This window comes from Rhizobium sp. CIAT894, assembly GCF_000172795.2.
In the GTDB taxonomy this organism is placed as follows: Bacteria; Pseudomonadota; Alphaproteobacteria; order Rhizobiales; family Rhizobiaceae; genus Rhizobium.
This window is the reverse complement of record NZ_CP020947.1, coordinates 3,429,037-3,450,280: the sequence shown is the minus strand read 5'-3', so window position 1 is coordinate 3,450,280 and position 21,244 is coordinate 3,429,037. Positions and strand designations below refer to the sequence as shown.

The window sequence follows — 21,244 nt, the reverse complement described above, 5'->3', positions numbered from 1 at the left end:
ATGACCCGCCGGCGGCTCCCAGGCTGCCGGAGAGGGATTTTGCATCCATGTTCACCCCGGAGAGGGCTTTGATATGAACATCTCCAGATTCTTTGTCGACCGTCCGGTCTTTGCCGGCGTTCTATCGGTCCTCATCGTGGTTGCCGGCCTGATCGGCCTGCGCGCGCTGCCGATTTCCGAATATCCGGAAGTCGTGCCGCCGTCGATCGTCGTGCGCGCCACCTATCCCGGCGCCAACCCGTCGGTCATCGCCGAAACGGTGGCCACACCGCTCGAAGAGCAGATCAACGGCGTCGAGGGCATGCTCTACATGTCCAGCCAGGCGACATCCGACGGCGTGCTCAACGTGACCGTCACCTTCAAGCTCGGCACCGACGCCGACAAGGCGCAGCAGCTCGTGCAGAACCGGGTCAGCCAGGCCGAACCGCGGCTGCCGGCGGAAGTCCGTGCGCTCGGGATCACCACGGTCAAGAGTTCGCCCGACTTCATCATGGTCGTCAACCTCGTCTCCGACGGCGACAATCACGACATTACCTATCTTCGCAATTACGCGACGCTGAATATCAAGGATCGGCTCGCCCGCATCGCCGGCGTCGGTCAGGTGCAGGTCTTCGGCGCCGGCGACTATTCGATGCGTGTCTGGATCGACCCGCAGAAGGCTGCAGAGCATGATCTCGCCGCCAGCGACATCAGCAACGCCATCAGTTCCCAGAACGTTCAGGCCGCCGCCGGCATTATCGGCGCATCGCCAAGCCAGCCGGGTGTGGATCTGCAGCTCAACGTCAATGCCCAGGGCCGCCTGCGCACGCCCGAGGAGTTCGGCAGCATCATCGTCAAGACGGGCGCCAATGGCGAGATCACCCGCCTTCGCGATGTCGCCCGCATCGAGCTCGGCGCTGCCGACTATACGCTGCGCTCGCTGCTCGACGGCAAGCCGGCCGTTGCCGTCGCCGTACTTCAGGCGCCCGGATCGAACGCGATCGAGATCGCCGACAATGTGCGCGCGACCATGGATCAGCTGCAGCTCGCCATGCCCGAGGGCGTCAAATACGAGATCGTCTACGATACGACGAAATTCGTGCGTGCCTCGATCGAGAAGGTGATCGACACGTTGCTCGAGGCCATTGCGCTCGTCGTGCTCGTCGTCATCCTGTTCCTGCAGACATGGCGCGCGTCGATCATCCCGCTGATCGCGGTTCCGGTCTCGATCATCGGCACCTTCGCGGTCATGTATGTCTTCGGCTTCTCGATCAACGCGCTCAGCCTGTTCGGTCTAGTGCTGGCGATCGGTATCGTCGTTGATGACGCGATCGTCGTGGTCGAAAACGTCGAGCGCAACATCGAACACGGGCTCTCGCCGCGGGCTGCCACCTACAAGGCGATGAAGGAAGTCTCCGGTCCGATCGTCGCGATCGCGCTGGTGCTCGTTGCGGTCTTCGTGCCGCTCGCCTTCATCTCCGGCCTGTCGGGACAGTTCTATCGCCAGTTCGCCCTGACGATCGCAATCTCGACCGTCATCTCGGCCTTCAACTCGCTCACCCTGTCTCCGGCGCTCGCGGCCCTTCTGCTGAAGGGCCACCATGCGCCGAAGGACTGGCTGACGCGGTTCATGGATGCGATCTTCGGCTGGTTCTTCCGCGGCTTCAACCGTGTTTTCGGCGCGGGCTCGAATGCCTATGGCAAGGGTGTCGGCGGTCTGCTGTCGCGCAAGAGCATCGTCATGGTGATCTATCTGGCGCTGGTCGGCGCGACCTACAGCCTGTTCACGACGGTTCCCGGCGGCTTCGTGCCCTCCCAGGACAAGCAATATCTGATCGGCTTCGCTCAATTGCCGGACGCTGCAAGCCTCGACCGCACGGAAGACGTCATCAAGCGCATGACCGACATTGCGCTCGCCCAGCCGGGCGTTGCCAATGCGATCGCCTTCCCGGGACTGTCGATCAACGGTTTCACCAATTCCTCGAATGCCGGCATCGTTTTCGTGACGCTGAAGGATTTCGAGGAGCGCAAGACGCCGGATCTTTCCGGCGGCGCCATCGCCATGGCGCTGAACCAGAAATTCGGCGCCATCCAGGATGCCTTCATCGCCATGTTCCCGCCGCCGCCGGTCAACGGCCTCGGCACGACGGGCGGCTTCAAGCTGCAGATCGAGGATCGCGCTGGCTTGGGCAACCAGGCGCTCGACGAGGCGACCAAGGCGGTACTCGGCAAGGCCTATCAGACGCCTGAGCTTGCCGGCCTGTTCTCCAGCTTCCAGATCAACGTGCCGCAGCTCTATGCCGATCTCGACCGCGCCAAGGCCGAGCAGCTCGGGGTTTCCGTCACCGATGTCTTCCAGACGCTGCAGATCTATCTCGGTTCGCTTTACGTCAACGACTTCAACGCCTTCGGCCGCACATACAGCGTCCGGGTGCAGGCCGATGCGAAGTTCCGCGCCCAGCCGGAAGATATCGGCCAGTTGAAGGTCCGTTCGGCATCGGGTGAGATGATCCCGCTGTCGGCCCTTTTGAAAGTCGAGCCGAGCACTGGTCCGGAGCGCGCGAACCGTTATAACGGTTTCCTCGCCGCCGATATCAACGGCGGCCCGGCCCCGGGCTTCTCGTCCGGCCAGGCGCAGGCGGCAATCGAGAAGATCCTGCACGAGACCCTGCCTGCGGGCATCGACTTCGAATGGACGGATCTGACCTACCAGCAGATCCTCGCCGGCAATTCGAGCATCGTCGTCTTCCCTCTGGCCCTGCTGCTCGTCTTCCTGGTGCTGGCTGCCCAGTATGAAAGCCTGACCTTGCCGCTGGCGATCATCATGATCGTGCCGATGGGTGTGCTGGCCGCGCTGACGGGCGTCTGGCTCACCGGTGGAGACAACAATATCTTCACCCAGATCGGTCTTGTGGTGCTTGTCGGTCTATCGGCGAAGAACGCGATCCTGATCGTGGAATTCGCCCGCGAACTGGAGTTCGAGGGCAGGACGCCGCGGGAAGCCGCGATCGAGGCCAGCCGCCTTCGCCTTCGCCCGATCCTGATGACCTCGCTCGCCTTCATCATGGGTGTCGTGCCGCTTGTCGTCTCCACCGGCGCCGGCGCCGAAATGCGCGCGGCCATGGGTGTCGCGGTCTTCTCGGGCATGATCGGGGTGACGTTCTTCGGCATCTTCATGACGCCTGTCTTCTACGTGCTGCTGCGGCGGCTGGCGGGCAATCGTCCGCTCGTCCAGCACAAGCCGGACGAACACAAGGAAGAAGAGGCCGAGGTCATCCGGCTCGCGGCCGAATAAACGGAATTCAACCTTCCTTTGTCGAGTAAATCGGGCGGGAACTTCGGTTCTCGCCCGTATCGTTTTGCGCATGCTTCGGCATCCGACAAAATGCGCTCCGCCGATTAAAACGATTTGCATCGGTGGGCGAGGGGACTATCAAAGACTGACAACAGTTGGGAGGACTGAATGACAGGTTCGAGCAGAGGTCATGACGGCAGGCGGATCGCCTTCCTCGGCACCGGCCTGATGGGCGCGCCGATGGCCCGCCGGCTGCTGGGTGCGGGCTTTGCCGTCACCGTCTGGAATCGCGATCCCGGCAAGGCTAAGGCGCTGGCAGCGGACGGTGCGGTCCTTGCGGAAACGCCCGGGGATGCCGTTTCGGGGGCTGATGTCGTCATCACCATGCTGACCAACGCCGAAGCCGTCGGAAACGTTTTGTTCGACCGCGGCGTGGCCGATGCGGTGGCGTCCGGCGCTATCGTTATCGACATGAGTTCAATCGCCCCACATTTTGCCCGTGATCATGCGGCGCGGCTTGCTGAGCGCGGCATCGCTCATGTCGATGCGCCGGTTTCCGGCGGCGTCGTTGGAGCGGAGGCCGGTACGCTGGCGATCATGGCGGGCGGCGACGAGGCGGTGATCGAAAAGCTTCAGGACGTTTTTGCGCCGATGGGGCGTGTCACCCGCGTCGGCCCAAGCGGATCGGGCCAGCTTGCCAAGCTTGCCAACCAGCAGATTGTCGCAGTGACGATCGGCGCCGTTGCCGAAGCGATGATGCTGATCACGGCCGGCGGCGGTTCGCCGGCCGCTTTCCGGGACGCCATTCGCGGCGGCTTCGCCGAGAGCCGCATCCTCGAACTCCACGGCAAGCGCATGGTCGAGCGGCAGTTTACTCCAGGCGGTTCGTCCAGCAACCAGCTGAAGGATCTGAACGCCGCCATGGAGACGGCGAAGTCCCTGTCGTTGACCCTGCCGCTGACGGCGGCCGTGCACGCCGAATTCAGTGAATTCGTCGCCAACGGCAATGGTGAGAAGGACCACAGCGGTCTGCTCCTCCATCTCGAAGAGAAGAATGGTCGGCCGGGAGGAAAACAGTGACGGACAGCCATTCTCCGAAGCGGCGTCTGCGTTCGCAGGACTGGTTCGACAATCCCGACCACATCGACATGGCGGCGCTCTATCTCGAGCGTTTCATGAATTACGGCATCACGCCGGAAGAGCTGCGCTCGGGCAAGCCGATCATCGGGATTGCCCAGAGCGGCAGCGATCTGACACCCTGCAACAGGGTGCATGTCGAACTTGCCAAACGCGTGCGCGACGGCATTCGCGATGCCGGCGGCATTCCAATCGAATTTCCCACCCATCCGATCTTCGAGAACTGCAAGCGCCCGACGGCCGCCCTCGACCGTAATCTCGCCTATCTCGGCCTCGTCGAAATCCTCTACGGCTATCCGCTCGACGGCGTGGTGCTGACCACCGGCTGCGACAAGACCACGCCTTCGGCGATCATGGCGGCTTCGACCGTCGATATTCCGGCGATCGTGCTTTCCGGCGGCCCGATGCTCGACGGTTGGCATGAGGGGGAACTGGCGGGCTCCGGCACGGTGATCTGGCGGATGCGGCGGAAATATGCGGCTGGCGAGATCGATCGGGAAGAATTCCTGCAGGCAGCGCTCGATTCGGCTCCATCCGTCGGCCATTGCAATACGATGGGCACGGCTTCGACGATGAACGCCCTTGCCGAAGCGCTCGGCCTGTCGCTGACCGGCTGCAGCGCCATTCCGGCCGCCTACCGTGAGCGCGGCCAGATGGCTTATCGGACCGGGCGGCGTGCCGTCGAGATCGTCTCCGAGGATCTGAAGCCGTCCGATATCCTGACGCGCGCGGCATTCCTCAACGCCATCCGCACCAATTCGGCGATCGGCGGCTCGACTAATGCGCAACCGCATCTGGCTGCGATGGCCAGGCACGCCGGCGTCGAACTTCATCCCGACGACTGGCAGGTGCATGGCTTCGATATTCCGCTGCTGGCCAATGTCCAGCCGGCGGGCGCCTATCTCGGTGAGCGCTTTCATCGTGCCGGCGGCACGCCGGCGGTCATGTGGGAATTGCTGCAGGCCGGAAAGCTCGATGGCGACTGTCGCACCGTGACGGGCCGGTCGATGGCCGAGAACCTGGAGGGCAAGGAAGCGCGCGACCGCGAGGTTATACGGCCATTCCAGACGCCGCTGAAGGAGCGAGCCGGCTTCCTCGTCCTCAAGGGCAATCTGTTCGATTTCGCGATCATGAAGATGAGTGTCGTGTCGGAGGATTTCCGCCGGCGCTACCTCCAGGAGCCTGGGCGCGAGGGCGTGTTCGAGGGCCGGGCAGTGGTTTTCGACGGGTCGGAGGATTATCATCGGCGTATCAACGATCCTGAACTCGGCATCGACGAAAATACTATCCTCGTTATCCGCGGCGCCGGGCCGCTCGGCTGGCCGGGCTCGGCTGAGGTCGTCAACATGCAGCCGCCGGATCACCTGCTGAAACGCGGCATAAGCAGCCTGCCGACGATCGGCGATGGCCGCCAATCGGGCACGGCCGACAGCCCCTCGATCCTCAACGCTTCGCCGGAAAGTGCTGCCGGCGGCGGCCTCGCCTGGCTTCGCACCGGCGACGTCATCCGCATCGACTTCAATCAGGGACGCTGCAACATGCTGGTCGACGAGACCGAGATCGAGCGGCGCAAGGGCGAAGGTATTCCGCCGGTGCCGGCGGATGCGACGCCGTGGCAGCAGATCTACCGCCGCTCGGTCACGCAATTGTCGGACGGTGCGGTGCTGGAGGGGGCGACGGATTTCCGCAGGATCGCGAAAAATCCGCCGAGACACAACCACTGATCGTGATGTGCTGGGAGCTGCAATTTCTTTGATCCAAAAGAGGAAGCCGTAACGAACGGTTCACCTCGTCACGAATTCGGTTATTGGAACAAGGCTTCATTAATGCCGGCTTGAGACCATATTACAGTTATGCAAAGCAGCTAAGGCTGAAACCGCGTGCCAGAGAACAAAGCCACACGATCCGAACGAGAGTTTCAGGATCTTCTGCGTCGGCTCGAACTTGCTCTCGATGCCTCTCAGATCGGTGTCTGGGAGCACAGCATCGAGCAGGACGGGATCTTGTGGGATGCGCAGATGCACCGCCTTTATGAGACTGGGGAGAGCTTCCGTCTGGTGCCGGCATCGCTTTGGTCGAACGCGATCCATCCCGACGATCGCGAGCAGGCCGAACGCGACTTCGATGAGGCGATTGCAACACGGGGCGCCTATAATTCACAATTTCGGATCGTCCTGCCGAGCGGCGAAATCCGCCATCTGCGCTCACGCGCGCATTTCTACGTGGATGCGGAGGGGCTGCCCTCCTTCATCGGCGCTGAATGGGATGTGACTGCCGACGTACTGCTCAATGCGGAACTCGCGCGGCAGAAGGTGGTGGCAGAGGCGAGGGCGTTGGCGCTGGAGGAAAGTAATGCCCGCATCGAGCACGTCGCCGATCACGATTATCTCACCGGCTTGCCGAACCGTCGCCTTCTCGACAAGCGGCTGACGGAGCTGCCGGCCGACAGAAGCATTACGACGCTCGGCGTCTTGCATCTCGACCTCGACCAGTTCAAGCAGATCAACGACAGTCACGGTCATGCGGCCGGCGACGCCGTTCTCAAGGCCGCAGCCCTTCGCATCACTGCCGCCATTCCTGCAAACGGTATGGTCGCCCGCGTCGGCGGCGACGAATTCGTTATCGTGTTGATCAATTTCAGCGATCTCGCTGAGCTGAAGCTGATTACCGAGGACGTTCAGCGCCGGCTGCGGAAAAAGATCCGCTTCGGTCAGGAGATGCTGCAATCCGGCGCCTCGATCGGCGTTTCCTGGAGCGGCGATCGGCGGGCGCGCAGCCTGCTTGCCGAATCCGATCTGGCGCTCTACCAGGCCAAGAAGCTCGGGCGCAACCGCGTCGAATTCTTCACGCGGCAGCTGCAGGAGGATCTGCGCGCCAAGCGTCGCCTCGTCGAAGAGCTGAAGCTCGGGCTGGAGCGTGGCGAGATCGTTCCCTATTATCAGGTGCAGCTCGACGCCCGGACGCGTGATGTCATCGGCTTCGAGGCGCTGGCGCGCTGGAAACATCCCGAGAAGGGCGTGCTCGCCCCGGGGGTATTCCTCAAGATCGCCGACGAGCACGGGCTGGCGGCGGAGATCGACGCGGCGATCCTCAAAAGCGTCCTGGAAGACAGACTGTTCTGGATGTTGCGGGGCCTCGCTGTTCCGCGCATCGCCGTCAATATCTCGGCGTCCCGCCTTGCCGACCCGACCTTGCTCGGCAAGCTGAGGAAACTCGATATCCCGCCCGGCGTGATCGTCTTCGAACTGGTCGAGACGATTTTCCTCGACGACAGCGACGAAAAACTGCTCGATCATATCGGCGATATCAAACAGATGGGCATCGACATCGAGATCGACGATTTCGGATCCGGCCACGCCTCGCTCATCGGTCTCGTCAAGCTGCGGCCGAAGCGGCTGAAGATCGACCGGCAGCTCATCGCCGAGGTCGTCGGTGCCGCCGAACAGCGGCGCGTGGTGGGTTCGATCGTGGAGATCGCCAAGGCACTCGATGTCGAGGTGATCGCCGAAGGCATAGAGACTGAAGCCCATGCCGTCGTGATGGCTGAACTCGGCTGCGACGGCTTGCAGGGTTATGCGTTCGGTTATCCCGCTCCGGCGGCCGAGATGGACCGGCTTTTTTCATCGACGAAGAGCGGAAGCCAAAAGCAAAAGGCCGTGATTGGCGGTTAAGATGTTTCCCCGCTTTTGAAGACGGGCGTGCGATATCTCTTCGGTGCGGCGTTTTGCTCCCATCGGCGGGAGGAGAATTGACGCGCAAGTAATTTTCTTGAGCTTGCAACGGTCCTGTTTCATGGTAATGCGGAAACGAAGCTTTCTGCATTGCATCGAAAATGACTATACGCGTCGCCAAGACCATGAGCGCGTGGTTCTTCGTCATTTTCGGCTGCAATCGGGGAGCCGGGGACCCGGCAATTGCTTTGCCGTTGCCGGGATGAACTTGCGGGACATTCAATCTGGGAAGGTCGCATGAATTCGGAATTTGCCGTTCGTTCGATGCGGCCCGGCGAACTGGAACTCGTGCTCGAATGGGCGCGCCAAGAGGGCTGGAATCCGGGCCTCGACGATTCGCTTGCATTTCTCGAGGCCGATTCGTCCGGATTCTTCGTCGGCGCCATGGGTGAAGTCCCGGTCGGTTCGATCTCGGTCGTCAAATATGGCGAGAGTTTCGCTTTCCTCGGCCTCTACATCGTCCATCCCGATTTCCGCGGCAAGGGTTACGGCAAGGCGATCTGGGAGGCGGGCATATCAAGCGCGCAAGACCGGACCATCGGCCTCGACGGTGTGGCCGCACAGCAGGACAACTACCGCAAGGCCGGCTTCGAACCCGCCTATTCCACCATTCGCTACGGCGGCGTCGCCGCCTCCTTGCCGGTCTCGACGCTTGTTGCGCAGCCGGTGCTGGATTCGCGCCTCGAAGGCCTGCAGCGTTATGATTCGGCGATCTTTCCGCAGCCGCGGGATGCTTTCCTCGCCGCCTGGTGTACCGGCCGCAAGGGCCGTCGCTCGGCTGTGGTACGCAAAAGCGGCAAGATCCGCGGTTACGGCACGATCCGCCGCTGCTATGAGGGCTACAAGATCGGCCCGCTTTTTGCCAACGACGCCGACAGCGCCGCAGCACTGCTTGCCGAATTGATCCCTGAGGCAAAAGGGGCTGCAATCTTCATCGATATCCCCGCGGAGAACCAGGAGGCGGTCGCGCTTGCCGAAGGCCTCGGCCTGCAACCGGTGTTCGAGACGATGCGCATGTATCGCGGGCCGGCGCCGGCCATCCAGATCAAGCATGTCTTCGGGGTGACGACGCTGGAGCTCGGTTAGTCCAGAGCAATTCCGGACGCGAAACCGCGGCACACTTTTGCTGGAATTGTTCTAAAGCGCGTCGCGATCTTTCAGATTCGCTCTTCGCTCTTCGCTCTTCGCGCTTTAGGTCTTTGTTTTCGCATGTCGTTGCCCCAAAACCGCTGCACACTTTTGCGCGACATGCTCTAATCCACCGGCGAGGCCGGTACGGTCGGGGCGGACGCTTTTGGCCGGCCCTTTTCGGCAATCGCGATGCCGCCGAGCGTCAGCGCCAGCGCGATTGCGTGAAAGGACTGAAGCGTCTCGCCGATCAGGGCGACGGATAGCAACGTGCCGAACACTGGCACCAGATTGATGAAGAGGCCGGCCCGGTTGGCGCCGATCGCCTCGACACCCTTGATATAGAAGATCTGTGCCAGCAGCGACGGGAATATCGCCGTGTAGAGGGTGATGCCCCAGCCGGCCTGGTCCGGCCATTGCGCCGCACCTCGGCCAAGCTCCCAGAGGAGCAGCGGCACCGACGTCAACATGGCGGCGAAGGCCGGAAAGGCCATCAGCGTGCGCCAGTCAACCGGCGGTTTCCAGCGCAGGAAGATCGTGTAGAGCGAATAGGCGGCGATGGCGATCAGCATCAATCCGTCGCCGCGGTTGAGCTGCAACTGCCACAGCGTGGCGAGGTCGCCATGGGCGGCCGTCAGCGCCACGCCGACCAGCGTCATGCCGAAGCCGAGGCATTGCGCCAACGAGATGCCGGTGCGGAAAAATACGAAATTCAGCAGGAAGATCAGCATCGGAATGCCGGCCTGCTCGATGGCGACGTTGATGGCCGTCGTATATTGCACGGCCGAGTAAAGCATGGCGTTGAAGAGGGTATAGCCGATGGCGCCGTAGCAAAGGAGCAGTGGCAGGTTCTTCCTGGCCACCGGCCAGTCCTTCTTCAACTGAGGTACGGAAATCAAGGCGATCAGCGCGACGGCGAGGAACCAGCGCAGGAAGGTCAGCATCATCGGGCTGACATGCCCGATCGCAAGCTTTCCGGCGACGGAGTTGCCGCCCCAGCAGAGGGTGGCGACGACGAGGCATACATAGGCGGTGGCTTGCAAGAGCGTTCTTCCGGTCTTTTCGCGCTCGCCGAGCGACGTTTTATCACGGGCAATAGCCTGTCGGCTGCTGATTTGTCACGTAAAAAGCCCAATCACCTGTGACAACAGGGTCGCTTTCCCAAAAACAAAGCTTTATAGATGCGCGGGTTTGAGCAGGTGCGCGGTTCTGCGCCGGTAACAGGAAGAGTTGGATGACGAACGTAGTCGTGGTCGGTTCGCAATGGGGTGACGAGGGCAAAGGCAAGATTGTCGACTGGCTTTCGGAGCGCGCGGATATCGTTGTGCGCTATCAGGGTGGACACAATGCCGGCCATACACTCGTCATCGACGGCACGAGCTACAAGCTGTCGCTCCTGCCTTCCGGTGTCGTGCGTCCGGGCAAGATGGCCGTCATCGGTAACGGCGTCGTCGTCGATCCGCATGCGCTGATCGCCGAGATCGGCCGGCTGGAGGCGCAGGGCGTGACGGTTACGCCTGACAATCTGCGCATCGCCGACAATGCGACGCTCATTCTTTCCCTGCACCGCGAACTCGACGCGATGCGCGAAGATGCTGCGTCGAACAGCGGCACCAAGATCGGCACGACACGCCGCGGCATCGGTCCGGCCTATGAAGACAAGGTCGGCCGCCGTGCCATCCGGGTCATGGATCTTGCCGATCTCGACAGCCTTTCCGGCAAGGTCGACCGTATCCTGACGCACCACAATGCGCTTCGCCGGGGTCTCGGTGTGGCCGAGGTCAGCCACCAGACGATCATGGACGAACTGACCTCGATCGCCGACCGGGTGCTGCCGTTCCGTGACACCGTCTGGCTCTTCCTCGACAAGGAGCGCCGCAAGGGCTCCCGCATCCTCTTCGAAGGTGCGCAGGGCAGCCTGCTCGATATCGATCACGGCACCTATCCTTTCGTGACCTCGTCGAACACCGTGGCCGGCCAGGCCGCGGCCGGTTCCGGCATGGGCCCGGGTTCGCTCGGCTATATCCTCGGTATCACCAAGGCCTATACGACGCGCGTCGGCGAAGGCCCGTTCCCGACCGAGCTGAAGGACGCGATCGGAGAGTTCCTTGGCGAAAAAGGTCATGAGTTCGGCGTGGTGACCGGCCGCAAGCGGCGCTGCGGCTGGTTCGATGCCGCGCTCGTGCGCCAATCGATCGCCACCAACGGCATCACCGGCATCGCGCTCACCAAGCTTGACGTGCTCGATGGTCTCGAGGAGCTGAAGATCTGCGTCGGCTACATGCTCGACGGCGAACAGATTGATCATCTTCCCGCAAGCCAGGGAGCGCAAGCTAGGGTCGAACCGATCTACATCACGCTGGAGGGCTGGAAGGAATCGACCGTCGGCGCCCGCAGTTGGGCGGACCTGCCGGCACAGGCGATCAAATATGTTCGCCAGGTCGAAGAGCTGATCGGGGCGCCTGTCGCGCTCCTTTCCACCAGCCCGGAGCGGGATGACACGATACTTGTGACCGATCCGTTTGAGGACTAAGCTCACGGGTCACTGTGGAGGATAGTTCGGTAGCGTGCCGGACTTCTTGAGAAAGTACTGATGGCGGATTTTATTGCAGTTATTCGGCGGGCTGTTGACGGCCTGGCTGAAAATACCCCCGAAATGCGGGTGAAAGTCTACGAACGTGCCCGCGGCGCAGTGCAGCGGCAGCTCGAGAACATGAAGCCGCGTCCGCCGGAAGCCATGCTGCAACGCCAGCTCGAAAAGCTCGAGGCCGCCATCCGCGAGGTGGAAGGCGAGCATTCCGAAGCGCTGCCGCTCGATGCGTCGGCTGCCGCCGTCGCCGCGCCGGAACCCTCGGAAGAACAAACGGTTCAGGACGAAGGCGAACCGGCGTCTGCGCCGGAGACAGCCGCCGAGGAGCCGGCCTACGAAGCCGATGCGGAACCGCAGGCGGCCGAGGCTGCCGACGAGACCGATCACGTCGAAGCCGCCGCGCCTGAGGAAGCAGAGGAAGAGGTCGCCGCCGAAGAGCCTCTTTCCCAGGAAACACTGGTTTCCCCGGAAATACCTGCTTTAGCCGAGACAGAGGTTTCGCCGGAGACATCCACTCCCGTCGAGACATACTGGCATCCCTCGCATGAGGAGGAAGCGCCGGCCGAGGAATGGCATGCCGGCGAGGCGCGCGGCGTTGCCGCCGAAGACGTTGCCTCCGGACATGTCGGCTGGGCGCCGCCTGCCGGGCATTCTTACGAGGAAGCCGACGAACATCGCGCTGACGATCAGCATCCCGCTGAAACCGAGGAGACCGTGGCCGCACCGTCGGCCGAGGACGCTTACGAGCCCGTCGAGCCGCTCCAGCCGCTCACACGTGGCATAGACCATGCTGCCAACCGGCTGGTGGAGCCGGTCGCCAATTTCGATCGTCCGCAGGAGTTCGTCGAGCACAGCCGCGAGGAGCCGCTGCAGGCTGACGCGGCTGCGCATTTCGATCCCGTCTGGACCGAGCCGGCCGCCGAAGCGCCGGCCCCGGCGCCGAAGGATGCGGAGACCGAATGGGCGGAAGAGGAACTCCGGCAATATTCACAGACGGCGCCGACCACCCCGGATACCTCGGCGCGTGCTTTCGAGGAGGTAATATCGAGCCTCGAAAATGCGGCGCCTGCAGCTGTCATGCCGACGGCCAAGGAAAGTTTCTCCTGGGAGACCGCTGCCTTCGACGATCTGCCGCCGATCGAGGCCAGCAGCAATAAGAAGACGCCGGTCGCCTCGCATTTCGACGATGTCGATATCTTTGCGGAAGTGCACAACGGCAAGCCGGCGGCTCCAGGCAGCGCGCCGAGCGATGACTGGCGCGAGGCTAAGGCGTTGCGCGGTTACGATCGCCGCGGCTCAGTCGCCGCTGACGACGATGACGCCAATCCGGGAATGGATATCGATCAGATCGTCGCTTCCAAGCTGCAGGGCAAGAGCTTCCGGATGGAGCCGAAGCGCCGTCGCTTCGGCATCGGCACGGTGATCACGCTCATCTTCGCCCTCATCCTGATCGGCGGCGGCGCCTATGCCGGCTGGATGAACAGAGAGGCGCTGGTGGCGATGGTCGACGGGCTCGTCAGTTCGGCGCCGTCGCAGGCAACCAGGAACGAGACGCCGCCGTCGGCAGGCTCCGCGACGCCTGCCCAGCCGGATGCGGCAACACCGGCCCAGCCGACCACGCCGGGAGCGCAGAATACGCCCGCGGCGCCGGCGCAGCCGAACCCGAACCCGAACCCGCAGGTAGCGTCAGTGAACAATGACGGCGCTGCGGCCAATTCGAAATTCACCCAGCGGCTGCTGACGGATGGGACCGAGGTCGACAGCGGACCGGCGACAGTGCCGGGAACGCTGACCGCGGAAGGAAAATCGGTCGCCGAACAGAATGTCGCGGCCGCCGATGCGCCGCCGCCTGCGAGCGCGCAAGGTGATACGGCACCGGCCGAAACGCTGACGCCGAACGGCCCGGCGGCTTCCCCGCAGCAGACCGCTCCCGTCGGCTCGTCGCAAAAGATGTTCCTCTATGAGGAGCGCATCGGCCAAAGCTCGCCGACGGCGATTGAGGGGTCAGTCGTCTGGAGTGTGCAGCACGAGGCTGGCCAGGGCGGCCGGCAGGAGGCGACAGTGCAGGGCAACGTGACCGTGCCGGAGCGCAATCTTTCGGCTCTCGTCACCTTCAAACGCAATTCCGACCCGTCGCTGCCGGCAAGCCATCTCGTCGAGATCGTCTTCTCGGTGCCGCCGAATTTCGAAGGCGGCAGCATCGACAGCGTCCAGCGCATCTCGATGAAGCGCACCGAGCAGGACCGCGGTGATGCGCTGATCGCGGTCCCGGCCAAGATCACCGACGATTTCCACATGATCGCCCTCAACGACTATCCCGATGCGCGCAAGGCCAATCTCGACCTGATGTCGACCCGCAGCTGGATCGATATCCCCGTCACTTACCGCAACGGCCGCCGCGCGCTGCTGACGATGGAAAAGGGCGACACGGGAACCGAGGCCTTCAATACGGCGATCAAGGAATGGGCTGCACTCGGGGATGTTTCTACGAGCCAGTGATGGCGGACGCTTCGTTTTTCTTGAGACATTTGTTGTGGGGGCGAAGTTAACCGCTTGCTCCCTCTTCTCCCCGCTGGGGAGAAGAGATTCGTTGTAACGCCCTGCCATCCCAAGACGTCTGCAGACAGGTTGGATGAGGGCGCATGGTACGCTCCAATTGACAAAACAAAGACGCCACCTCCCATCGGGAGGTGGCGTTTCCAATTCTCAAGTTGAGCAATCAGGCCGTAGCTTCGACGACGCGGACGGCCTTGGCGCGTTCCTGGGCTTCCTTGCGGACAGCGTCCTGAACCTTTTCGAAGGCGCGGACCTCGATCTGGCGGACCCGTTCGCGGCTGATGTCGAATTCCGTCGACAGGTCTTCCAGGGTCACCGGATCCTCGGCGAGGCGGCGAGCCTCGAAGATGCGGCGTTCGCGTTCGTTCAGCACGCTCATCGCTTTCGCCAGCATACGCCGACGGGTATCGAGCTCATCCTGTTCGATCAGCACGTCTTCCTGGCTGTCATGGTCGTCCACCAGCCAATCCTGCCACTGGCCGCTGTCACCTTCTGCCGCCTTGATCGGCGCGTTCAGCGAGGCGTCTCCGGACAGGCGGCGGTTCATCGAAATGACCTCCTCCTCCGAGACTTTCAGCTTCGTGGCGATTTCGGAGACGTGCTCCGGCTTCAGATCACCGTCGTCGATCGCCTGAATGCGGCCTTTCAGCCGGCGCAGATTGAAGAACAGGCGCTTCTGGTTGGCCGTCGTGCCCATCTTCACCAGCGACCACGAACGCAGGATATATTCCTGGATCGAGGCCTTGATCCACCACATGGCGTAAGTGGCAAGACGGAAGCCGCGCTCGGCGTCGAATTTCTTGACGGCCTGCATCAGGCCGACATTGCCCTCGGAAACGACTTCACCGATCGGCAGGCCGTAGCCGCGATAACCCATGGCGATCTTGGCGACCAGGCGAAGATGGCTGGTGACCAGCTTGTGGGCGGCGTCGCGGTCGCCATGCTCGGCATAACGCTTGGCGAGCATGTATTCCTGCTGCGGCTCAAGCATCGGAAACTTGCGGATTTCGTCGAGATAACGATTGAGACCGGCTTCGCCGGCGGTAATGGACGGCAAGGTATTTCGGGCCATAGTGCACCCTCCTAAAGTGGATTCCGGTTCCCGTTGGAAACGCGTCCTCGCGTTAAAAAAGGCAAACCGGGACGTGCGGCTCTTATTCCGAGCCCGCACTAAGTCCATATACAGATAAGTGTGGCGAAACGGCGGTTCAAGGTGCCGCTCACGCGAGTGTGAGAGGGGCGGAGACGCCTCTATCCCCGCAATGCCTCGACCAGTTCCACCATATCATCCGGCAGAGGCACCTCGAAATGCATGATTTCGCCAGTGCGGGGATGCTCGAATTGCAGCATGAAGGCATGCAGCGCCTGGCGGCCGAAACCGTTGACGACCTTGCGGATGTCCTCGGGCAGGCGATTGGCCTTGGTCTTGAAGCCGGCGCCGTAAACCGTATCGCCGAGCAGCGGATGGCCGATATGGGCCATGTGGACACGGATCTGGTGGGTGCGGCCGGTTTCGAGGTGGCACTCGACCAGCGAGGCAAGCGCGGTTGCATCCGGCTTCTCCTGGAAGCGCTCGATCACCTCGTAATGAGTGATCGCCTCATCGGCGTCATGGCTGTCGGGGCGCTTGACGGCGCGGCGCGTGCGATCGCCGGTGGCGCGGCCGAGCGGCGCGTCGATCGTGCCCGTCAGCGCGCGAGGCCTGCCCCAGACGACTGCCTGGTAGGCCCGCTCCAGCGGCATGGTGCGGCCATGGTCGGCAAATTGCAGCGAGAGGTGGCGATGGGCAATATCGTTCTTGGCGACGACCATGACCCCCGTCGTGTCCTTGTCCAGACGGTGGACGATGCCGGGGCGACGCACGCCGCCGATACCGGAGAGCGTATCGCCGCAATGATAGATCAGCGCGTTGACTAGCGTCCCCGTCCAGTTGCCGGCGCCGGGATGGACGACGAGACCGGAAGGCTTGGAGATGACGATGACGTCTTCGTCCTCATGGAGGATATCGAGTGGGATGTCCTCGCCGAGCGGCGTCGGGTCTTCCGGCTCGGGCAGCGTGATCTCGAAACTGTCGCCCTTGCGCACCTTGCGCTGCGGGTCGGTGACGGGTTCGCCGCGCAGAAAAACCTGGCCGTCCTTGATCAGCGTCTTGATGCGACTGCGCGAAAATTCCTCGCCGACCTGCGCCGTCAGCCATGCATCGAGCCGGCCTTCGGCAGTTTCATCGGCGGTCAGGACTTTTCTATTGCCGGCTGCTTGTTTAAAGGGGTCGCTCAAGACGCTTCTTCTCCGACGTATTTTTTAGAACGGGACGCACAGATGACAGCAATCGAGCCAGACGAGCAGGAAGAAAAGCCCCTTGATCCGGCGATGGAAAGTGTCCGGCGCAAGATGGTCCGCCTGCAGATCGTTTCCGGCGCCATCATGTTCGTGAGCCTTATGGCGGTCTTCGGCGCGGTTGTCTACAAGGCGATGCACAGCGAGCCGAAGGAGACGGCGGCCATCTCTGCCGCCTCCGGCGTGCCCTCGGATGCACCGCTTGGAGCGACCGTTTCCCTGCCGTCCGGCTTCAAGGTGCAGTCCACCTCGTTTTCGGCAGGGCAGATTCTGTTCTACGGCGAAACGGCCGAGGGCAAGGGCAAGGCGCTGGTCTTCGACCTCAGGACCGGCCGCACCGTCGCCGACGTCACTGTCGCGGGCAATTGAGGCCTGCATGGCCGCCGTTCCGATCGCCATCGACAGCGCCGACGATCCGCGCATCGCTGAATTCCGCGATATCAGAGAGCGTGACCTGACGGGACGGGACAACCGGTTCGTCGCCGAGGGCACCGTCGTGCTGCGCATGCTCGCCGATGCGCATGCGCAAGACCGCGGCTTTTCTGCCGAGAAGATCCTGCTGCTGCGCAACCGCGTCGACGGCGTTCTGCCGATCCTGGAGCGGTTGCCGGCCGATGTGCCGGTCTATGTCGCCGAGGCCGATGTTCTCAACGGCGTCGTCGGTTTCCATCTGCATCGCGGCGTTCTCGCGCTCGGCAGGCGGGAGGATCGGGGAGAGGCGGCGCTGCTCGATGCGCTGCCGGAGCGGGCGCTGGTGCTCGTCGGCTGCGGCATTTCCAATCACGACAATGCCGGCTCGATGTTCCGCAATGCGGCGGCCTTCCGGGCGGATGCGGTGCTGCTCGACGAAACCTGCTGTGACCCGCTCTACCGCAAGGCGCTGCGTGTCTCGGTCGGTTCGGTGCTGAGCGTTCCCTACCGGCGCGGCGGCAAGGCGCTGGATGTGCTGCTGGCGCTTGCCGAACGAGGTTTTGCCATCTGGACGCTTTCGCCGCACGGCGAGACCGATATCCGTGCCATTCCGGCTTCAGCGCGCATGGCGCTCGTCGTCGGCACGGAGGGGGAGGGATTGCCGGAGGCGCTGTTGGCGCGTTTCCAGAGCGCGCGCATTCCGCAGTCGGAGGAACTCGACAGCCTCAATGCTGCGACCGCGACGGGGATTGCATTGTTTTCCATGGCTTCCGCGATGAAGCTTTTTTAAGATCTCAGTGCTGGGGATCGGCGATGATCGCCGCCGCCCGGTCGGCGAGGCTGACACGATCGCCAGAGGTCTTTTCCGCCGCATCCGGCAACAGCGAGCGGATCGGCGACGATGGACCTTCGTTGAGCGCGGTCAGCGCCACCATGTTGGCGGCGATCGAGGCGATTTCTTCGCGGATCGCGCCGTCGCGTCCGGTAACGGTCTTTGCCTTCTGAAGGCGATCGGCAAGAGCGGCGCTGCGGCTGCGGACATCCTCGCCCATCTCTGTCGTCAGGGCAGCGGTATCGAGCGAGGATGCGGTCGTGTCTTCGGCCGCATCCCCGGCCGGCACTTCCGTGGCCATTTTGGCAAGGCCTGCGTCGCGCAGCAACCGGTTGACTTTGCGGATCTCGGCGTTGGCGGCCTTCACCTGCTCCTTCAATTTGGCGATCTCCTGCTGGCGGCGGGCGAGCAGGGTTTCCTTCTCGGCAGCCGAAGCGCTGTCGCGCGCGGCCTTGTCCTCGAGACGGATCACCATGTGCTGCTGCTGCGTCAATTTCTGTTCGGCATCCCTTGCGCGTTTCTGCAACAGGTTGACGTCCTGGCGCAGCGTGTCTCGTTCGTCGCGCAGCGCGTTGGCGCGGAACTTCAGGCTCTCCGCCTCGGTTTCGCGTGCGGCGAGGTCGATCCTCAGGCCATCGGTCTGTTCGCCGAGTTTGCTCAGCCGCGTCCTCATCTGCGCCAGTTCGCTCTCCTTGTTGGCAACGGACTGTTCGGCAATATGCAGGTTGGTCTTCAACTGGCTGATATAATTCTCGTCCTTGCGCAGATGCGAGCGCTGCTCGGCGGCCTCGACATGCATCTCGCCGATCTGCGACTGCAATTCGCTGATCTCGGCGGCGAGCCTGCCGGCATCGACGGCAAGCGCGTCGTGGCGAAGCTGGAGCGACAGGGATTTTTCGCGCTCACGCAGAAGGTCCTGGGTGGTCCGGGCATTTTCAGCGGCATAGAGCGCGCGCACCATATCCTTCTGGGCGCGAACCTCCTGCGGGCTCAGCGGCATGGTCGCCTTCAAGCGGTTCTCGGTATACCAGACGATGCGCCGGTGCACGGCGGGCGAGATCAGAAAGACGAGGAAGGCCGCGGTCAGGAAGCCCAATCCGAACAAGAGAGCATATTCGATCACGGCGCGGCCATCGATTCGAAGGTTAATACGGAGTCAACCGAGATGATTAAGCACGCATGGTGCGCATGGCAAGGCCGCCGATGCGGTCGGCGGCCAATTCCCCGTTGCTCTGCGGCCTCAGAAGGGGTTCCAGGTCGGCGCCTGGGTGATCTTGAGATAGCCGACATTGATGCCGAGACGGGCGCCGACGCCGGTGCGGATCGGCACGACAAGCACGTCGTTATTCTTGAGCAAGGTCATGCCGAAGCCGGCGATCACATAGGCCGAGCCGCTGACGCCGCCGAAGCGGGCATAGATACCGTTGACGGTGGGCAGGTCGTAGACCAGCATCATCACGCGCGAGCCCTGGCCGCCGTAATCGAGGCCGAGCGAGGGGCCTTGCCAGTAGAGATTATGTTCGCCGGCGTTTTTGGTGTTCAGCTGGCCTTCGCCGTAGGTCAGGCCGGCGATGAAGGCGCCGCCGCCCTCTTGTCCGAGGATGTAGCCGTTCGGCAGGCCGTATTTCTGGAAGGCACCCTCGACGACTTTGGCAAGGCCGCCGCTGGCGGAGCCGAAGAAGGAATGGCCGGCATCGACGATTTCCTGCATCGTATACTGGCCGTTGTCCTGGGCGGAGGCGGGTCCGGCAACCATCAGCGAGGAAAAAACGAGGGCCGAAAGCAACCTGCAGAAGCCGATGAATCGGTGCGGAAATCGAGGGCGCATGGTGTCATCCGTTCGTCGTTTGGCTGGGAGCGGGCAAGCGCTCGCGGCGATTGGTGCATTTTGCGCCGATGATCTTAACAATCGGTTTACCAAATATGGTGTCATTATGGCACTGAATACGATCGCAAACTTCGCGCAATTTTGATGAAGCATATTCCCGGGCGCGATGAAGTTGCCGCCCCTCAGGAGACGATGATGTCCAAGAATCCCAATCTCACCTTGTCCGGCCCGGATCTGGCCGCGCTTCTTTGCAGCCGCGTTTGCCACGACGTCATCTCACCGGTCGGTGCGATCAATAATGGGCTGGAACTCCTCGATGAGGGTGGTGCCGATGCCGATGCGATGGACCTGATCCGCACCAGCGCGCTCAACGCTTCCGTCCGCCTGAAATTTGCGCGCCTCGCCTTCGGCGCTTCAGGCTCCGTCGGCGCTTCGATCGATACCGGCGAGGCCGAGCGGGCCGCCAAGGATTTCGCCGTCGCCGAGAAGAAGACCGAGGTGATCTGGAACGGGCCGCGCGCCATCGTCGCCAAGAACCGCGTCAAGCTGCTGCTCAACCTCTTCCTCGTCGCCTATTCCGCCATCCCGCGCGGCGGCGTGCTCGAAGTGACGCTTGAGAATCCCGAGTTCGATGCCAGGTTCAAGCTCACGGCCAAAGGCAAGCTGATGCGCTTGCCGCCGAAATTCGTCGAGATATCGACCGGCGCGATCGAAGAGGCGATCGATGCCCATTCGATCCAGCCCTATTATACCGTTCTGCTGGCGCAGGAATGCGGAATGACGCTCGATCACAGCGCCAGCGCAGAAGAGCTGGTGTTCACGGCGGTGGCCGCCGCTGCCTGATTTTGGAGCCTGGGTGGGTTTCGGTGCCCGGACGGTAACGATTCCTTAGCCAGATGGACCTATCCTCCAGGGTTGTAAGAGGCCTCTCGCTGCGACGAATGCGAGGGGCAAAGGAGCGCCCATGCAAAGGTTCATGATCACCGATAATTCGGATATCGTCCGCAAGGTCGGCAAGCGCATTCTCTCCGAACTCGATTTTCTCGTCAGCGAGGCCTCCAATGCCGGCGAGGCGCTGCAGCGCTGCCAGGCGGAGCTGCCGGAATATCTGATCGTTGATTCCGGTATGGAAGGCGCTCTCGACCTGATCGCCGCCATCCGCGCCATGGACGGTGGCAAAGAGGTCAAGATCTACTACTGCGTTGTCGAGGCGGATCTGAAGAAGCTGATGGCCGGCAAGCGTGCCGGTGCCACTGATTTCCTCCTGAAGCCGTTCGATCGAAAGATCCTGACCGCCGTCTTCGGAAACCGCGCGATCGCTGCCTGACGGCAGCTCTCTTCCCCTGCAGCATGAGGCCGAAAGTGCAGGCGCTTCCGGCCGCCGATATTCTGTTTCCTTGATCGAGATAGAGAGGATTTT

General features: G+C 62.6%; 16 protein-coding genes. 11 read left to right on the top strand and 5 right to left on the bottom strand.

Features of this window, described 5'->3' with window-relative positions:
* Positions 1 to 73 precede the first annotated feature (73 nt).
* The 5 genes from RHEC894_RS17120 to RHEC894_RS17100 all read left to right on the top strand — a co-directional run bounded on the left by RHEC894_RS17120 (position 74) and on the right by RHEC894_RS17100 (position 9,228).
* Complete coding sequence (locus RHEC894_RS17120; protein ID WP_085738162.1) at positions 74 to 3,274, top strand: efflux RND transporter permease subunit; 3,201 nt, start codon at positions 74 to 76, stop codon at positions 3,272 to 3,274.
* 168 nt (positions 3,275 to 3,442) lie between these two features.
* The gene (locus RHEC894_RS17115; protein ID WP_010069214.1) at positions 3,443 to 4,354 is read left to right on the top strand and encodes an NAD(P)-dependent oxidoreductase; all 912 of its coding nucleotides are present in this window, start codon (positions 3,443 to 3,445) and stop codon (positions 4,352 to 4,354) included.
* Complete coding sequence (locus tag RHEC894_RS17110) at positions 4,351 to 6,135, top strand: IlvD/Edd family dehydratase (protein WP_085738161.1); 1,785 nt, start codon at positions 4,351 to 4,353, stop codon at positions 6,133 to 6,135. Before RHEC894_RS17115 ends, RHEC894_RS17110 begins: the two co-directional genes overlap by 4 nt.
* A 156-nt stretch (positions 6,136 to 6,291) precedes the next feature.
* Complete coding sequence (locus RHEC894_RS17105; protein WP_085738160.1) at positions 6,292 to 8,082, top strand: GGDEF domain-containing phosphodiesterase; 1,791 nt, start codon at positions 6,292 to 6,294, stop codon at positions 8,080 to 8,082.
* A gap of 297 nt (positions 8,083 to 8,379) precedes the next feature.
* Positions 8,380 to 9,228, top strand: coding sequence for a GNAT family N-acetyltransferase (locus RHEC894_RS17100; RefSeq protein ID WP_085738159.1), 849 nt, complete (start codon positions 8,380 to 8,382; stop codon positions 9,226 to 9,228).
* Positions 9,229 to 9,395: 167 nt separating this feature from the next.
* On the opposite strand, the gene RHEC894_RS17095 is transcribed toward RHEC894_RS17100, so the two are convergent.
* Positions 9,396 to 10,313: a DMT family transporter gene (locus RHEC894_RS17095; RefSeq protein WP_085738158.1), complete on the bottom strand. Its 918-nt coding sequence runs from the start codon at positions 10,311 to 10,313 to the stop codon at positions 9,396 to 9,398.
* A 191-nt stretch (positions 10,314 to 10,504) separates the two neighbouring features.
* On the opposite strand from RHEC894_RS17095, the gene RHEC894_RS17090 reads away from it, so the two are divergent.
* Both RHEC894_RS17090 and RHEC894_RS17085 read left to right on the top strand, forming a co-directional pair.
* Positions 10,505 to 11,803, top strand: coding sequence for an adenylosuccinate synthase (locus RHEC894_RS17090; RefSeq protein ID WP_085738157.1), 1,299 nt, complete (start codon positions 10,505 to 10,507; stop codon positions 11,801 to 11,803).
* Between the two features lie 60 nt (positions 11,804 to 11,863).
* On the top strand, positions 11,864 to 14,359 hold the full coding sequence (locus RHEC894_RS17085) for a hypothetical protein (protein ID WP_085738156.1): 2,496 nt from the start codon (positions 11,864 to 11,866) through the stop codon (positions 14,357 to 14,359).
* Positions 14,360 to 14,579: 220 nt separating this feature from the next.
* Here the strand turns inward: RHEC894_RS17085 and rpoH are convergent, their stop codons facing one another.
* Positions 14,580 to 15,488 carry an RNA polymerase sigma factor RpoH gene (gene rpoH / locus RHEC894_RS17080; RefSeq protein WP_003566040.1) on the bottom strand — a complete coding sequence of 303 codons (909 nt, stop codon included), beginning with the start codon at positions 15,486 to 15,488 and terminating at the stop codon, positions 14,580 to 14,582.
* 179 nt (positions 15,489 to 15,667) lie between these two features.
* Entirely contained in the window at positions 15,668 to 16,693 is a 1,026-nt protein-coding gene (locus RHEC894_RS17075) for an RluA family pseudouridine synthase (RefSeq protein ID WP_085738155.1), read from the bottom strand.
* A 42-nt stretch (positions 16,694 to 16,735) separates the two neighbouring features.
* On the opposite strand from RHEC894_RS17075, the gene RHEC894_RS17070 reads away from it, so the two are divergent.
* Positions 16,736 to 17,122 carry a hypothetical protein gene (locus RHEC894_RS17070; RefSeq protein ID WP_010068103.1) on the top strand — a complete coding sequence of 129 codons (387 nt, stop codon included), beginning with the start codon at positions 16,736 to 16,738 and terminating at the stop codon, positions 17,120 to 17,122.
* Positions 17,123 to 17,129: 7 nt separating this feature from the next.
* A complete protein-coding gene (locus RHEC894_RS17065) occupies positions 17,130 to 17,954 on the top strand; it encodes an RNA methyltransferase (RefSeq protein WP_085738154.1) in 825 nt (274 codons plus the stop codon).
* Between the two features lie 4 nt (positions 17,955 to 17,958).
* Here RHEC894_RS17065 and RHEC894_RS17060 read toward each other — a convergent pair whose 3' ends face one another.
* Positions 17,959 to 19,119 (bottom strand): hypothetical protein, encoded by a 1,161-nt coding sequence (locus tag RHEC894_RS17060; protein ID WP_085738153.1) that lies wholly within the window; start codon positions 19,117 to 19,119, stop codon positions 17,959 to 17,961.
* A gap of 117 nt (positions 19,120 to 19,236) precedes the next feature.
* A complete protein-coding gene (locus RHEC894_RS17055) occupies positions 19,237 to 19,824 on the bottom strand; it encodes an EipA family protein (RefSeq protein WP_085738152.1) in 588 nt (195 codons plus the stop codon).
* A 195-nt stretch (positions 19,825 to 20,019) separates the two neighbouring features.
* On the opposite strand from RHEC894_RS17055, the gene RHEC894_RS17050 reads away from it, so the two are divergent.
* Both RHEC894_RS17050 and RHEC894_RS17045 read left to right on the top strand, forming a co-directional pair.
* Complete coding sequence (locus RHEC894_RS17050; RefSeq protein ID WP_085739027.1) at positions 20,020 to 20,667, top strand: histidine phosphotransferase family protein; 648 nt, start codon at positions 20,020 to 20,022, stop codon at positions 20,665 to 20,667.
* 121 nt (positions 20,668 to 20,788) lie between these two features.
* A complete protein-coding gene (locus RHEC894_RS17045) occupies positions 20,789 to 21,151 on the top strand; it encodes a response regulator (protein ID WP_010069020.1) in 363 nt (120 codons plus the stop codon).
* Positions 21,152 to 21,244: the final 93 nt, after the last annotated feature.

What these genes read in the sequence shown, in the direction of transcription:
- RHEC894_RS17120 (WP_085738162.1), top strand. Translation starts at nt 74, where the DNA reads ATGAACATCTCCAGATTCTTTGTCGACCGTCCGGTCTTTGCCGGCGTT.
- RHEC894_RS17115 (WP_010069214.1), top strand. Translation starts at nt 3,443, where the DNA reads ATGACAGGTTCGAGCAGAGGTCATGACGGCAGGCGGATCGCCTTCCTC.
- RHEC894_RS17100 (WP_085738159.1), top strand. Translation starts at nt 8,380, where the DNA reads ATGAATTCGGAATTTGCCGTTCGTTCGATGCGGCCCGGCGAACTGGAA.
- RHEC894_RS17090 (WP_085738157.1), top strand. Translation starts at nt 10,505, where the DNA reads ATGACGAACGTAGTCGTGGTCGGTTCGCAATGGGGTGACGAGGGCAAA.
- RHEC894_RS17085 (WP_085738156.1), top strand. Translation starts at nt 11,864, where the DNA reads ATGGCGGATTTTATTGCAGTTATTCGGCGGGCTGTTGACGGCCTGGCT.
- rpoH (WP_003566040.1), bottom strand. Translation starts at nt 15,488, where the DNA reads ATGGCCCGAAATACCTTGCCGTCCATTACCGCCGGCGAAGCCGGTCTC.
- RHEC894_RS17070 (WP_010068103.1), top strand. Translation starts at nt 16,736, where the DNA reads ATGACAGCAATCGAGCCAGACGAGCAGGAAGAAAAGCCCCTTGATCCG.
- RHEC894_RS17065 (WP_085738154.1), top strand. Translation starts at nt 17,130, where the DNA reads ATGGCCGCCGTTCCGATCGCCATCGACAGCGCCGACGATCCGCGCATC.
- RHEC894_RS17055 (WP_085738152.1), bottom strand. Translation starts at nt 19,824, where the DNA reads ATGCGCCCTCGATTTCCGCACCGATTCATCGGCTTCTGCAGGTTGCTT.
- RHEC894_RS17050 (WP_085739027.1), top strand. Translation starts at nt 20,020, where the DNA reads ATGTCCAAGAATCCCAATCTCACCTTGTCCGGCCCGGATCTGGCCGCG.
- RHEC894_RS17045 (WP_010069020.1), top strand. Translation starts at nt 20,789, where the DNA reads ATGCAAAGGTTCATGATCACCGATAATTCGGATATCGTCCGCAAGGTC.